This window comes from Sulfurovum iocasae (assembly GCF_047716765.1).
Lineage (GTDB): Bacteria > Campylobacterota > Campylobacteria > Campylobacterales > Sulfurovaceae > Sulfurovum.
Map to the genome: position 1 here is coordinate 90,318 of NZ_CP180410.1, position 12,675 is coordinate 102,992.

18 protein-coding genes are annotated in these 12,675 nt (G+C 37.3%); 11 read left to right on the plus strand and 7 right to left on the minus strand.

Features of this window, described 5'->3' with window-relative positions; translation table 11 throughout:
- Positions 1–15 precede the first annotated feature (15 nt).
- Positions 16–771 (plus strand): tetratricopeptide repeat protein, encoded by a 756-nt coding sequence (locus tag ACLHDG_RS00465; RefSeq protein ID WP_415407029.1) that lies wholly within the window; start codon positions 16–18, stop codon positions 769–771.
- Positions 772–905: 134 nt separating this feature from the next.
- Positions 906–1,847: a DUF302 domain-containing protein gene (locus tag ACLHDG_RS00470; RefSeq protein ID WP_415407030.1), complete on the plus strand. Its 942-nt coding sequence runs from the start codon at positions 906–908 to the stop codon at positions 1,845–1,847.
- 106 nt (positions 1,848–1,953) lie between these two features.
- Here ACLHDG_RS00470 and ACLHDG_RS00475 read toward each other — a convergent pair whose 3' ends face one another.
- The 5 genes from ACLHDG_RS00475 to rpsT form a co-directional block, all read right to left on the minus strand.
- Positions 1,954–3,321 carry an FAD-dependent oxidoreductase gene (locus ACLHDG_RS00475; protein WP_415407031.1) on the minus strand — a complete coding sequence of 456 codons (1,368 nt, stop codon included), beginning with the start codon at positions 3,319–3,321 and terminating at the stop codon, positions 1,954–1,956.
- A 60-nt stretch (positions 3,322–3,381) separates the two neighbouring features.
- Positions 3,382–3,849: a hypothetical protein gene (locus ACLHDG_RS00480; RefSeq protein WP_415407032.1), complete on the minus strand. Its 468-nt coding sequence runs from the start codon at positions 3,847–3,849 to the stop codon at positions 3,382–3,384.
- Positions 3,850–4,266 (minus strand): thioredoxin family protein, encoded by a 417-nt coding sequence (locus tag ACLHDG_RS00485; RefSeq protein ID WP_415407033.1) that lies wholly within the window; start codon positions 4,264–4,266, stop codon positions 3,850–3,852. It lies immediately after the preceding gene.
- Between the two features lie 29 nt (positions 4,267–4,295).
- Complete coding sequence (prfA, locus tag ACLHDG_RS00490; protein ID WP_415407034.1) at positions 4,296–5,363, minus strand: peptide chain release factor 1; 1,068 nt, start codon at positions 5,361–5,363, stop codon at positions 4,296–4,298.
- A 78-nt stretch (positions 5,364–5,441) separates the two neighbouring features.
- Positions 5,442–5,711 (minus strand): 30S ribosomal protein S20, encoded by a 270-nt coding sequence (gene rpsT / locus ACLHDG_RS00495; RefSeq protein WP_415407035.1) that lies wholly within the window; start codon positions 5,709–5,711, stop codon positions 5,442–5,444.
- A 217-nt stretch (positions 5,712–5,928) separates the two neighbouring features.
- Between rpsT and glmM the strand changes: the two genes are divergently transcribed.
- From glmM to ACLHDG_RS00510, 3 genes are all read left to right on the plus strand, one after another.
- Positions 5,929–7,266, plus strand: a complete 1,338-nt coding sequence (gene glmM, locus ACLHDG_RS00500) for a phosphoglucosamine mutase (RefSeq protein WP_415407036.1) — start codon at positions 5,929–5,931, stop codon at positions 7,264–7,266.
- A complete protein-coding gene (gene lspA / locus ACLHDG_RS00505) occupies positions 7,266–7,715 on the plus strand; it encodes a signal peptidase II (protein ID WP_415407037.1) in 450 nt (149 codons plus the stop codon). The genes glmM and lspA overlap by 1 nt, the downstream gene beginning before the upstream one ends.
- A 92-nt stretch (positions 7,716–7,807) precedes the next feature.
- Positions 7,808–8,665, plus strand: a complete 858-nt coding sequence (locus tag ACLHDG_RS00510) for an esterase-like activity of phytase family protein (RefSeq protein WP_415407038.1) — start codon at positions 7,808–7,810, stop codon at positions 8,663–8,665.
- Here the strand turns inward: ACLHDG_RS00510 and ACLHDG_RS00515 are convergent.
- Complete coding sequence (locus ACLHDG_RS00515; protein WP_415407039.1) at positions 8,651–9,442, minus strand: inositol monophosphatase family protein; 792 nt, start codon at positions 9,440–9,442, stop codon at positions 8,651–8,653. The genes ACLHDG_RS00510 and ACLHDG_RS00515 overlap by 15 nt on opposite strands.
- Before the next feature lie 24 nt (positions 9,443–9,466).
- Between ACLHDG_RS00515 and ACLHDG_RS00520 the strand changes: the two genes are divergently transcribed.
- Positions 9,467–10,285 carry a paraquat-inducible protein A gene (locus tag ACLHDG_RS00520; protein WP_415407040.1) on the plus strand — a complete coding sequence of 273 codons (819 nt, stop codon included), beginning with the start codon at positions 9,467–9,469 and terminating at the stop codon, positions 10,283–10,285.
- A 19-nt stretch (positions 10,286–10,304) separates the two neighbouring features.
- Here ACLHDG_RS00520 and ACLHDG_RS00525 read toward each other — a convergent pair whose 3' ends face one another.
- The gene (locus ACLHDG_RS00525) at positions 10,305–10,445 is read right to left on the minus strand and encodes a hypothetical protein (protein WP_415407041.1); all 141 of its coding nucleotides are present in this window, start codon (positions 10,443–10,445) and stop codon (positions 10,305–10,307) included.
- Between the two features lie 223 nt (positions 10,446–10,668).
- Between ACLHDG_RS00525 and ACLHDG_RS00530 the strand changes: the two genes are divergently transcribed.
- The 5 genes from ACLHDG_RS00530 (at position 10,669) to rpsK (ending at position 12,674) form a co-directional block, all read left to right on the plus strand.
- Positions 10,669–11,058 (plus strand): hypothetical protein, encoded by a 390-nt coding sequence (locus ACLHDG_RS00530; protein ID WP_415407042.1) that lies wholly within the window; start codon positions 10,669–10,671, stop codon positions 11,056–11,058.
- A 93-nt stretch (positions 11,059–11,151) separates the two neighbouring features.
- The gene (locus ACLHDG_RS00535; RefSeq protein ID WP_415407043.1) at positions 11,152–11,514 is read left to right on the plus strand and encodes a c-type cytochrome; all 363 of its coding nucleotides are present in this window, start codon (positions 11,152–11,154) and stop codon (positions 11,512–11,514) included.
- Positions 11,515–11,810: 296 nt separating this feature from the next.
- Positions 11,811–11,924: a 50S ribosomal protein L36 gene (gene rpmJ / locus ACLHDG_RS00540; protein WP_295421135.1), complete on the plus strand. Its 114-nt coding sequence runs from the start codon at positions 11,811–11,813 to the stop codon at positions 11,922–11,924.
- A gap of 2 nt (positions 11,925–11,926) precedes the next feature.
- The gene (gene rpsM, locus ACLHDG_RS00545; protein ID WP_415407044.1) at positions 11,927–12,289 is read left to right on the plus strand and encodes a 30S ribosomal protein S13; all 363 of its coding nucleotides are present in this window, start codon (positions 11,927–11,929) and stop codon (positions 12,287–12,289) included.
- Between the two features lie 10 nt (positions 12,290–12,299).
- A complete protein-coding gene (gene rpsK, locus ACLHDG_RS00550; RefSeq protein WP_415407045.1) occupies positions 12,300–12,674 on the plus strand; it encodes a 30S ribosomal protein S11 in 375 nt (124 codons plus the stop codon).
- The last annotated feature ends 1 nt before the right edge of the window (position 12,675 follow it).

Genomic DNA, 12,675 nt, shown 5'->3' on the forward strand with positions numbered 1-12,675 from the left:
ATTTAAGGATAAGTAATGAAAAATATATTAATGAGTGTTGTATTTCTCTGGATGACACTATTGTCGGCAAATAATACAAATTTTATTCTTGCAGAGAAATGTAAAGCAAAAGGTGACTACAAGAGTGCTTTGAGATATTCTCTCAAGCAATTGGATGATGATTTGAAAGAAAACGGTAGACTAAGTAAAGATGTCGCTATAGATTATGGTATTCTAGGATATTACGCTGGCAAGATTGGAGAGTATGACAAAGCATTGGAATATAATTTTGAAGCTTTGAGGATACAAGAGAGAATGTTAGGAAAGAACCATCCTTCAAGAGCTATTACATATAATAATATAGGTGGAGTATATCGTAAGCAGGGTAAATACCAGGAGGCACTTGATTATTACTCCAAGGCTTTAAAAATATCAGAAAAAGCTTTTGGGCAGAAGCACTCTTCAGTAGCAACTACATATAGTAATATAGGTTTGGTATATAAGAATCTGGGAAAATACGAGGAGTCACTCGATTACTACTCCAAGGCTTTAAAAATACGAGAAAAAGTTTTAGGAAAGAACCATCTTTCAACTGCCACAACATATAACAATATAGGTTTAGTGTATTACAAGCAGGGCAGACACCAGGAGGCATTGAATGAATTGGATAAAACTTTGAAGATACAGGAAAAAGCATTAGGAAAAGAACATCCATCTACAAAAAATACACAAAGTAATATTAATTATCTTAAAAATGAAATGGTGAAAAATAATAAAAGGGACTATAAATAATTCTGTGTCAATTTAGATAATGTAACACTTTTGATTTACACTAGCTTATAACAATGCATAATGAATAGAAAAAGTAAACTATAATGGCTTTTTGGCTATGATAATTGATAGAAAATCAACTTTAAGGAAACAAAATGAAAATTAACTTGAAAAGTTTCGCAGTAGCAGTATTGCTAACATTTGGAGTTGCAGCAAATGCCGCACAGGATATCCGTATATTTACGGCAGACAATAACGGTGGTAAAGTTACTGCAAAAACTATTGAGAAAGCATTCAAAGATGCAGGTTTTTACCTTACCGGTAACAATGATATGAACAAAGCATTTGAGGCTAAGTTCAAAACACATACACATGATGTTTACAATCTAATGACACTTCACAAAAAAGATGTTGTGACTAAATTGGCAAAAAAGTATCCGGAAATTGCCCTGTTCACACCACTAAGTATGTCTATTTTTACCAGAAAAGGTGAAAAAACTATTTCTGTATCGTCAATGTCTGCAGATGGTATTGCTAAAGTGACAGGTATTCCTGCAGATAATGCTGATCTTGCTGCTTATATGAAAGAAGTTGCAGATGTTTTGGCAAAAGCAATGCCAAACGGTAAATTTGAAGAACTTAACTATAAGATAGCAAAACCAGAAGGTGATCTTATTAAGAGATTTACCATGGAGATGGATGTAGAAGGTGAGGATGTAGAAGATGAATTAGAAGGTCTTCAAGAAGAACTTGAAGCAGGACTTGAAACTGCAGGCTTTGTTTTGGCAGGATACAATAAACTTGGCGTTGATTATGCTAAAGCGGGAAATGAGACTTATGACTTTTTTGACGCGTACTCAATCTGTAAAGTAGCGGTGATCTTTGAAGTCTCTAAAACTCACCCTGAAGCAGGTGCATTCGCTCCATGTGTATTCTATATGTATAAGAAAAAAGGTGAAAAAGACGTACACTTTGCTTACCCATCTGTATATAACTGGATGAGTTCTATAGATGTAACAGATAAAGCATCAAAAGATGTACTTCTTAAAGCACAAAAAGCTATGAACGCAGCTGTAAATGAGGCAACTGAGGAGTAATACTTGCTTTTTCTATTGCCCCATATCTTCTGATATGGGGCTACAAATACTCCATAAAACACCCTCTTTATACACCTACTAATTACATAAACATCATTGTAATTGGCTATTTGGCTCCAAACATATCAAAGTATAAAGCGTCAGCCCAGGAGTAGATAGAGTCTGCATTGACAGCACCATCTTTTTTCCAATTTTCGCTACTCATTGTATCTGCAAAGCTAAACTTTTTCCAGTCTACAAATTTTACATTCTTTGGATTTTTATCTTTTTTGTCAAAAGAGTATCTGGTATAGATATATATAGCATTTTCAGGTTTTGTAGATATGGCAGAAAAACACATGGTTATGGGTGATTCCCAGCTTGGTGCCTTTTCTTTGTTGATGCGTTGTGAAATAATGTTACCAACATATTTCCCTTCAGAATTTGAAGTATTACCCGATTTTGAAAAGCCCATTGGTCTTGCATCACCAGCAATAAATATATTCTTTTCTCCTATGACTTCATAGGTTACGGAGTTGATATTCCCTTCCATCATATCTTTGGCATCTTTTGCAAACCCCATGGTTTCTAGAATCTTTGCACCTCTGACGCGAGGGTAAAAGGCAGCATCTGCAAAAGAGAATTCATCAAATTCAGTGGTAACTACTTTTTTATCTAGATCAATATCCTGAATGACACTGTTTGGAATGTACTCTATATAATCTGCATAGAGTTCGTTAAAGGCAGACATAAAACCTTTCTTTTTGATGGTGATTGCATTGTTCTCATCCAAAAGAATGACTTTAGCTTTCAGTTTTTTCTGTTTAAAATAATCAGCAATCACACAGGCTCTCTCATATGGAGCAGGCAGGCATCTATAGTTTCCGCCAGGGACGGTAAGAATAAAGTTACCCTCCTTGAAGTTATGTATTTTATTTTTAAGTGTGATATGCTCAGAGCCAGGAATGAACCCGGCAGGATACTCCTGCTTTAGCCTCGTTACAAGCGTCGTATCTGTCGTCCATCTGGAGTAGTCGTAGTCTATTCCCGGAGAGAGGACAAGGTAGTCAAATGCAAGATCCCCCTCAGAGGTTTTGAGGATACGATTTTTTTTGTCTATGCCTATAGCCGTTGCGTTAAAGTAGGTGTAGTTGTGGTTTCGTGCAGCCTGGAGGTAGTCGTGTGTGATGTATTCAAGTTTAACCTTGTCGACCAACCATAGGTTGCTTACAGGACACGATATAAACTCATGACGCTTCTCAACCAAAACAACATCTGCTTGCGGAGAAAAAGTTTTTACCGTCTTGGCGATAGAGAGTCCAGACCACCCCCCACCCAAGACAACCACTCTAGGCTTTGTGGTATCAGGTATAGAAGCTTTATTGTTTTTTACTTCTGTTGTTTCTTTTGGAGTGTTTGTGTTTTCACTTCCATAGAGTGAAGATGCAATGGTTAAGCCAGAGAGTGCTAAAAATTTTCTTTTTGAAGAATCCATAGAGAATACCTTGTTGTATAAATAGGCAAATATATTATCCTTTTGGCACTTATTTGGAGCTTATTGGACACGGCTCACTTCAAAGTAATGCACAACTTCACGGGTGAGTGTAGCCTCTTGTCTTCTTTTAAAATGTTCGTTTAGATCAAAATCTTCTTTGCCATAGTCCTCTTTGTACTCTTTGATGAATGTACTGTAGAGGTCTTCTTTCATGGCAGTAATTTCATAGGTCACTTTGTTGAAAACAGCTTCTTCACTTCTGCTCTCTTCTCGTGCTCTTTCATTTGCGTTTATGCCACCGTATCTGTTCTCTTGCTCTTGAGTGATATTCATCTCAAGATAAGCACGTATGGAGGTGACCATATGTTCCAGCTGAGAGAGTGTCATGCTCTCCGGGATGGCTTCAATAATGGTTGCTTTCTCTTTTGAGCACCCCCAGTTTCCAGTCAGTGCAAGGTCTGCGTCAAAGGTTGATTTTATGAGCTCTTGTATGTTATGGTGCTCTTGCAGTTTTTTAAAGGTAGTCATTTATTTCTCTTTTCTTAACTCAACTTCATCGAGTACATCATACCAGCCTTCAAGTTCTCTGCTGCCTTGTACTTCAGCAATGATCTTGCCCTCGGGAGTCAAAAAATAGTGTATGGGTACACCATATTTTTCAAATCTATCAGGAATCTTATGCTGATCTCTTGACATATATAGTAGCACATACTCTTTTTTCATCTCTTCTATAAGATCTTTATTTGAAAGTGTTTGTTCTTTAAACCTGTCACAATGTCTGCATTGGTCAGCCCCTATAAAAAGATAGACCATCTTTTTCTCTTTTTTGGCTGTTGCCAGAGCGTTATCGTAATTGTGTTCCCAGTTAAGTTCTACGGCATCAATGGTTGAGGAAAGTAGAAGTATTGAAAATAAAATATTAGTAATAAATGAAAAATTATTCATTGTTTTACCTTTGTTTAAAGATGTTACTATTATAGCCCAGCTTCTTTAATGGCTTCAGTTCTTGCGTGTGCCATAAGTGGTTCAAATACAAGCTTGAGGTTTCCATTGTTCATGATGTCATCCAGGGCATAAAGTGTTAACCCTATACGATGGTCTGTCAGTCTGTTTTGAGGGTAGTTATAGGTACGTATCTTTTCAGAACGTGAACCAGTACCTACTTGGAGTTTTCTTTGGCTTGAAGTCTCGTCGAGTTGCTTCTGAAGTTCTGCTTCATAGACTCTTGCTTTAAGTACTTTCATGGCCTTAGCTTTGTTTTTATGTTGTGACTTTTCATCTTGAATGGCAGCTACAATTCCTGTAGGAATGTGTGTTAACCGAACAGCAGAGTCTGTAGTGTTAACCGATTGACCTCCACAGCCACTTGAGCGATATACGTCCATTTTGATGTCATTTGGCTTGAGATCTACTTCTACATCATCTACTTCAGGGATAACAGCTACAGTGATGGCTGAAGTATGAACACGTCCTTGTGTTTCTGTGTCTGGTACACGTTGTACGCGGTGTATGCCTGCTTCGTACTTGAGAAGTGCATATACACCCTCTCCGGAGATCTGAGCGATGAGTTCTTTGTACCCACCTGCTGTTCCGTCATTGCTACTTATGATCTCTATCTTCCACCCTGCTTGTTCAGCATAGCGAGAATACATACGGAAAACATCTGCAACAAAAAGTGCAGCTTCATCTCCACCAGCACCTGCTCTCAGTTCAAGTAAAATATTTTTGTCATCATTTTTATCTTTTGGAAGCATGAGTATCTTTATTTCACTCTCCAGTGCAGGAAGCATAGGTTCCAGCTCTGTAAGTTCTTCTTTTGCAAGATCACCCAGTTCAGCATCTCCTAGAAGTTCTTTATTCTCTTCTATGGCATCTGCAGTTTCTATGTAGAGTTTTGCTTTTTCTACGAGGTCATTCAGTCCTGACTGCTCTTTGCTGAGTTCTGTCATTCGACTAATATCACTGGCAATATCTGGAGAACTTAGAAGTTTAGTAATTTCGTTGTGTCTATCGATGAAAGGTTGAAGTTTTTCTTTGAACATAGGCGTTCTTTATGTTGGATTGTAAGATATTAAAATAGGGTTAGCCGTAAAGACTAACCGCTAAAGAGTAAAAACTGCTTATGCAGCTTCTATTTTGTTTACCATTTTGTGAAGACGGCTTACTTTTCTAGCTGCAGTTGTTTTTTTGATGAAACCTTTGCTTACTAAAGAGTGGATCTGTTTGTTAGCTACTGTGAATGCTGCTGTTGCTGCTGCTTTATCTTCTGCTGCTGCTGCTTCATGTACCGCTTTAGTGATGTTTTTGATTCTTGTTCTGTAATATCTGTTTCTTTCAGTTCTTACAGCAGTTTGCAAAATACGTTTTTTTGCTGATTTATTGTTTGCCATTGGTGTTCCTTTAAGTATTATCTCGAAGTCTTAGTAGGCATTTACCTAGCTATTTCGAGTGAAATTAGTGCGCGAATGATAGCTAAAAGAACATTAAAGAATTATTAATATAATTAAAATATTTTGTAAAATCAGTAATGGTGTCCATGTAACATTCTTACTATTAATCTATTTTAAGTAAAATTAGCAATATTATTTAAAGTTTAAGGAAATTATTTTGACACTTTTTGGAACAGATGGCGTACGTGGAAAAGCAGGGAAGAAAGTAAGTGCGGTAAATGCAATGAGACTTGCAATGGCAACGGGAATATACTTTAAACAATTTTCAAAAACCAATAAAATATTGGTAGGCAAAGATACACGAAGAAGCGGCTACATGATTGAAAATGCTATGGTTTCAGGTTTGACCGCTGTCGGTTTTGATGTGATCCAGATAGGACCTATGCCTACACCTGCCATAGCATTTTTAACTGCGAACATGCGTTGTGATGCCGGTGTTATGATCTCTGCAAGCCATAATCCTTATTATGATAATGGTATTAAGTTCTTTGACTGGTTTGGCAATAAATTAAATCGTGACAAAGAAGAAGAGATCGAAGCGATCTATGAAGATGATGCACGTATCGAAGCAGCACAGGTTACAGGTAAAGAGATAGGAAGATCTAAAAGAATTGATGATGTTGTCGGTCGTTATATCGTGCATATTAAAAACTCTTTCCCGAAAACGTCAACACTATGGGGTAAAAGGGTAGTCATAGACTGTGCAAATGGTGCAGGTTATATTGTTGGACCTACGATCCTTCAAGAGCTTGGTGCAGATGTTATAGTACTCGGAGATAAACCAAATGGGTTCAATATCAATGAAGGATGCGGAGCGTTGCATCCGGAATATTTGGCTAAAGCAGTATTGGAGTATCGTGCGGATGTGGGTATTGCTCTTGATGGTGATGCTGACAGACTTGTTGTGGTGGATGAGAAAGGTGAAGTGATCGATGGGGATAAGCTGATGGGTGTGCTTGCAGTACACTTAAAGAATCAGGGTAAACTTAAAGGTGGCGGTATGGTTGCTACGGTCATGAGTAACCAGGGATTGGATGAGTATCTCGCTTCACAAAGTCTTACCCTGCACCGTGCAGCGGTGGGAGATAAAAATGTTGTTGAGATGATGCAGGAAAAGGGTATCAACTTTGGGGGTGAGCAGAGTGGGCATATCATCTTCTCTGATTATGCAAAGACGGGAGATGGTATCTCAAGTGCCTTGCAGGCATTAGCTTACCTTGTAGAGAGTGGACAAAAAGCAAGTGAAGTATTTAACCCTTATACGTCTTATCCTCAACTACTTGTAAATCTTATGGTAGATGAAAAAAGAGATTTTGATACTATTGAAGGGCTGGATGCATTGAAAGAGAAGGTTGAAGGAGCAGGAATGCGCCATCTTTTCAGATACTCCGGAACAGAAAATAAAATACGTCTTCTACTTGAAGGTAAAGATGAAAAGAAGCTTGATGCAATGATGGAAGAGTGTGAGAAGTTTTTTAAAGGCGCACTTGCTTAATGAGAGCATTTGCTGTTTTCCTACTGGTAGCATTGGGTACATTTATCATAGACCAGAATATCAAGTCACTTTTTGTCGAAGGATATTATAGGGCAGGAACATGTATAGACTTGGAGTTACACTATAACAAAGGTGTTGCCTTTTCTATGTTGTCTTTTATTGGACCTTATCTTAAATGGATACAGAGTCTTCTTATTGTAGGTATACTTTTCTATGTATTTAAAGAGGGTTACCTTAAACGTTATGCTTTTCCTGTAGGACTACTTATAGGTGGTGCACTTGGCAATGTGTATGACCGTTTTGTGCATGAAGGGGTGGTTGATTATATAGCTTGGCACTGTGGATTCAACTTCGCAGTATTTAACTATGCGGATATTGCCATTGATGTTGCTGTTGCATGGATCATAATTATGGTTTATTTCTTTCCTGAAGAGTCTCAGGAAAAATGAGAATAGTTTTTCTTTTTATACTTTGCTTGGGTCTTCTCCAAGCAAATATATCCTCCGTAGATATCACGCCTAACTTAAAAGAAAATCGTTTTATGGGTATTATAATACTTGATCAGAAACAACTCTCTTTTACTCATATTGACGGGATCAAATTTTCTGAAATTTCAGATGTAGCATATTATCAAAAAGTAAAAAAACTTTTTCTTGTGAGTGATGAGGGAAAACTTTTTACTTTTAACGCCAGGTTTACTGAAAAGATAGAAGACCTACAACCTCTTGCTGCGGCAAAACTCACTAAAAAAAGTGCTAAGAAATTTAAAAAATGGCGACGTGACAGTGAGGGGATGACACTTGATGGTAAAGGACGACTGCTTATCTCTTTTGAAGGAAAAGCGAAAATAGGCTATTTTCATAAAAATTCTAATCAATATGGTCATATGATCCGACAGTATAAGTTACCTAAAAAATTAAGAGCTAGTAAAAACTACCGTAGTAGAAACAAATCTCTCGAAGCCCTTGCCTGGCATCCAAAGTATGGTACATTGACAGCTGCTGAATGGCCCTTGAAAAAAGATGATAAAAAACGGCAGACGATTTATGCATTAAATGGAAAAGAGTGGCATTTTAAAGCTGAAGCTGAAGAAAAAAGTGCTATCTCTGCCATAGAGGTGATGGATGATGGTAATCTTCTTGTCCTTGAACGCTCTTTTACCGGACTGATGAATCCTTTTGTTGTGACACTTAAAAAGGTTTATATCCGAAACTGTAAGAAAAAAATGTGTAAAACGAAAGTACTGGCAAAAATGAATAGCCATAAAGGCTGGGATGTAGATAATTTTGAAGGTTTGGCTAAAGTAGGTAAACACCGTTATGTGATGATCAGTGATGACAATGACAATTTTTTCCAGAAGACTTTGTTGATCTATTTTGAGGTATTAGATCAGTTCTAGATACCCTAGTAACTGTTCATGTACTCTTCCATTGCTGGCTACGATACTTTTATCATCAAAATCAAACTTTTCATTATGAACATTAGAGACTTTACCTCCTGCTTCAAGCAGCACTAGAATCCCTCCAGCTACATCCCATGGTTTAAGGTCTATTTCATAGAAGGCTTCAGTTTTGCCTTGGGCTAGATAGCAGAGGTCGACAGCTGCGGCACCTAGACGGCGTATATCTTGGATGTGAGGTAAGATGTTTGTCATACATTTGATGACCCAGCGGTATTCTATGCCTTGGTTGACTTTGGCATAAGGGAATCCTGTGGCGATGAGAGACTGTTGTAGTTCCTCTTGTGAACTTACGGAAAGTTTGGTTTCGTTACAGTAAGACCCTTCTCCTTTGACTGCCCAAAACATCTCTTCCAAGATAGGGTTATAGACCACAGCCATCACAGGTTCACCTTTTTCCCATACGCCTAGAGAGATAGCAAGATAAGGGATACCATGGATGAAGTTGGTTGTACCATCGATGGGGTCGATGTATATGGCTTTATCATAATGGTAACTGTCATTGTCGCTCTGTGGATGACTCTCTTCTCCCACAAGTGTATGGTCTGGGAAATATTTTTTGAGTTTTTCCAAGATGAAATTTTCTGTCTTTATATCATGCTCAGTGACAAGATCAACAACACCTTTATGTGTTATCTCTTTACTGGCGTGGTAGCCTTCTTTCACTATCTTGCCCGCTTCCAGTGCTATTTGTTTAAGTATTTCTATTTTATTCATAATAAAGTATAGTATAATCTTGCTATGAAAAAACAGATACTCTATATGATCTTAACACTTCTTTTAACTGCGATGGTTTTCTTTGGTTTAAAAGCCTATACTCAGGCTAAAGCGTACGAAGAGGCAACAGCATCGCTGGTGAGTCATATGAGTGCAAAGAAACTTGCAGAGTTTCAACTCAAAGAACTTGCTGAAACATTCTCTTTGGGGTTTTATGAAAATGATAAAAAGAAGAACCTTGCAAAACTGAGAGCAGAACAAGAGATTCATAAAAAGAAGAGTCAGGAGTATGCACTCTATTTTATACTGTTACTTCTTGGGATATTGGGTAGCTATTTTTTAATTTCTCTACGTGCCTTTACTTTCTTTGGTTCACTGGGTGCATTGGTAACGTTGGTATTTGGACTGATTACCCCTATTATGATGGTCACTATCCATAAAGAAGTGGAGTACTTGGGTGACGTAGTACTTTCCTTTGAGTCTAAAGGAGTTATTGGTTCCATAGCAAAACTTTTCGAGAGCGGTGATGCAGTAGTAGCGATAGTCATACTACTCTTTTCTGTACTGATCCCGGCGGTAAAAACACTCTCTTTACTCTTTGTCTCACTCTTTATGGAGAGTAGATTTGCACATGGTATCGTAAAATTTTTTAAGATGATAGGGAAATGGTCAATGGTGGATGTTTTTGTGGTAGCAACATTCTTGGTTTATCTGACTGCGAATAAGGGTGATGTCAGTCGTGCTGAGGTGGAAGTAGGACTTTACTTCTTCTTGGCGTATGTAATTGTCTCTATGTTGGTGAGCTTGAGTGCAGATAAGATGCTGCATAGGTTGAAAGGATAGATATGCATTGTACCTATGGTTATACTAGAGATGAAGTAGCCATAGAAGGATTGATTGATGTTGAAAGATTTTGGTAGTTTAGGTTCTCTTGTGCGTTACCACCGAGGACGGATGGGAACGAGGAAAAGTCACTGTATGATAGAATATTACTTGCCAGCATAGTTTTTATCCTTTTTATGATTTGGAAATCTTGGATAGATTATACCTACCTGTTTTAGTATCTTTTGATACTTTAGGTGGATATCATGTTGGTATAATCTACATTTATTAAAATCATTTTGTATATCTTATAAAAATATGCTATAGTAATATAGAATCTATTATGAGTGCCTTAGGCTATTCAGAGGGTTTTATTGCTATAAATTTTTTTTAAAGGATAATATATGAAAAAAACAGTAACAGCTATGATGGTAATGTCAGTGCTTTCTATGAGCTTGTACGGATACAGTAAAGAGGAAAGAGTAAAAGATATGCAAGCGATGGAGGCGGCTATGGCACAGATCCAAAAAGGTATACTCTCTAACGATGATAAAATGGTAATTGAAGGTGCAGATAATCTTAAAAAGTCTACTGCCAATGTAGAGGTTGCTCCTAAATGGAAAATGGATTACAGTCCAACTTATGCAAAGCAGCAGTCAGGGCATATACTGATATTAGCGGATAAAATAAAAAGCAGTATAGAGGCAGATCGTAAACATAGTGCAAATTCAAGCTATACTAAAGTACTTGGTGAATGTATCTCTTGTCACAATAAACTACGAAAGTGGAAATAAAAATAAAATAAATTATATGTTGCTTGTGGATTAAGTTTAGGATGTGTATAATTAAAACGAAAAAAGATTTTTAATTATTTTGGAGGTTTAAAAATGAAAAATATTATTATTGCTGCATTACTTGCAAGTGGTAGTTTAATGGCAGCAGAGAGTGTACAGGCAAATAAGTCAGGTTCATTTTCATCGAAAGATATAGATGGTGCAGCAATTTATAAACAACGCTGTGCGGTATGTCATGGTGAAAAAGCTACAAAAAGTCCTGAGGCGAAAGTGCCAGCATTAGCTGGTAGGGATGCAACTAGATTGGCACTAAGGATAAGAGCATATAGAGATCAGGATAGTGAAGTTGGAACTTACACTATGCACAAAAGTAGTCGGGTGATGTATGATTCGACTGATGACCTTTCCAGAGAACAAATTGTTGCTCTTGCTAAATATATTAGCAGTTTAAAATAATTTAAGTATATATGTCGAACTCTTCGGCATATAACTTTTATTTTCCTCGTTCCACCCCTTGTCTATACAAGTTTATCTACTTTCTACACTCTTAATATATAACATCAGAAAACATTAATAAACATTTGGATATAATCCTCCTCCCTAAAACTATTAGGCTTTAGGAAACTATGCGAAGAATCTTTGATTAAGTCGCACCGATTACTCAAGGGTTGGAGAGACAATACATCGTCTATCCACGCAAAAAAGGAGTGTTTACGAACACTCTAGGTGCAAATATATCGTAGGAGTAACCAATGAAGGTTAGACCATCAGTTAAAAAAATGTGTGATGATTGTAAGATCATTAAACGCAAGGGTATCGTACGCGTGATTTGTAAAAATCCAAAACATAAACAAAGACAAGGATAAACATGGCACGTATTGCAGGTGTTGATTTACCACAAAAGAAGAGAATGGAGTATGCACTTACTTACATTTTTGGTATTGGTTTGAAAACTTCAAGAGATATTCTTGACAGAACAGGTATTGACTATAATACAAGAGCTCATGAACTTACAGATGCACAAGCTGCATTGATTCGTCAAGATATTCAAGAGCATGTAATGGTTGAAGGTGATCTTAGAAAAAAAGTAACTTTGGATATCAAAGCACTTATGGATCTAGGTAGTTATAGAGGTCTTAGACACAGAAGAGGTTTACCTTGTCGTGGACAAAAAACAAAGACAAATGCGCGTACTAGAAAAGGTAAGCGTAAAACTGTCGGCGCGGCATAAGGAGTAGTTAATGGCTAAGAAAAAAGCAAAAAAAAGTATTGCTAAAGCTGTAGTATATGTTGCTGCAACTTTCAATAACACTGTAATTACAGTAACAGATGAAATGGGAAATGTTATCTCTTGGAGCAGTGCTGGTGCACTAGGTTTCAAAGGTAGTAAAAAATCAACTCCTTTTGCAGCAACAGAAGCTGTAGCTGATGCAATGGCAAAAGCTAAAGAGAATGGTGTTAAAGAAGTAGGGATCAAAGTTCAAGGTCCTGGTTCTGGTAGAGACACTGCTGTTAAAGCAATTGGTGCAACGGAAGGTATCCGTGTAACATTCTTAAAAGATATTACACCACTTCCACACAATGGTTGTAGACCACCTAAGAAGAGAAGGGTATAAG

What these genes read in the sequence shown, in the direction of transcription:
- rpsM (WP_415407044.1), top strand. Translation starts at nt 11,927, where the DNA reads ATGGCACGTATTGCAGGTGTTGATTTACCACAAAAGAAGAGAATGGAG.
- ACLHDG_RS00465 (WP_415407029.1), top strand. Translation starts at nt 16, where the DNA reads ATGAAAAATATATTAATGAGTGTTGTATTTCTCTGGATGACACTATTG.
- rpsT (WP_415407035.1), bottom strand. Translation starts at nt 5,711, where the DNA reads ATGGCAAACAATAAATCAGCAAAAAAACGTATTTTGCAAACTGCTGTA.
- lspA (WP_415407037.1), top strand. Translation starts at nt 7,266, where the DNA reads ATGAGAGCATTTGCTGTTTTCCTACTGGTAGCATTGGGTACATTTATC.
- ACLHDG_RS00525 (WP_415407041.1), bottom strand. Translation starts at nt 10,445, where the DNA reads ATGCTGGCAAGTAATATTCTATCATACAGTGACTTTTCCTCGTTCCCA.
- rpmJ (WP_295421135.1), top strand. Translation starts at nt 11,811, where the DNA reads ATGAAGGTTAGACCATCAGTTAAAAAAATGTGTGATGATTGTAAGATC.
- ACLHDG_RS00515 (WP_415407039.1), bottom strand. Translation starts at nt 9,442, where the DNA reads ATGAATAAAATAGAAATACTTAAACAAATAGCACTGGAAGCGGGCAAG.
- ACLHDG_RS00470 (WP_415407030.1), top strand. Translation starts at nt 906, where the DNA reads ATGAAAATTAACTTGAAAAGTTTCGCAGTAGCAGTATTGCTAACATTT.
- ACLHDG_RS00485 (WP_415407033.1), bottom strand. Translation starts at nt 4,266, where the DNA reads ATGAATAATTTTTCATTTATTACTAATATTTTATTTTCAATACTTCTA.
- rpsK (WP_415407045.1), top strand. Translation starts at nt 12,300, where the DNA reads ATGGCTAAGAAAAAAGCAAAAAAAAGTATTGCTAAAGCTGTAGTATAT.
- ACLHDG_RS00520 (WP_415407040.1), top strand. Translation starts at nt 9,467, where the DNA reads ATGAAAAAACAGATACTCTATATGATCTTAACACTTCTTTTAACTGCG.
- ACLHDG_RS00530 (WP_415407042.1), top strand. Translation starts at nt 10,669, where the DNA reads ATGAAAAAAACAGTAACAGCTATGATGGTAATGTCAGTGCTTTCTATG.
- ACLHDG_RS00480 (WP_415407032.1), bottom strand. Translation starts at nt 3,849, where the DNA reads ATGACTACCTTTAAAAAACTGCAAGAGCACCATAACATACAAGAGCTC.
- ACLHDG_RS00510 (WP_415407038.1), top strand. Translation starts at nt 7,808, where the DNA reads ATGGGTATTATAATACTTGATCAGAAACAACTCTCTTTTACTCATATT.
- ACLHDG_RS00475 (WP_415407031.1), bottom strand. Translation starts at nt 3,321, where the DNA reads ATGGATTCTTCAAAAAGAAAATTTTTAGCACTCTCTGGCTTAACCATT.
- ACLHDG_RS00535 (WP_415407043.1), top strand. Translation starts at nt 11,152, where the DNA reads ATGAAAAATATTATTATTGCTGCATTACTTGCAAGTGGTAGTTTAATG.
- prfA (WP_415407034.1), bottom strand. Translation starts at nt 5,363, where the DNA reads ATGTTCAAAGAAAAACTTCAACCTTTCATCGATAGACACAACGAAATT.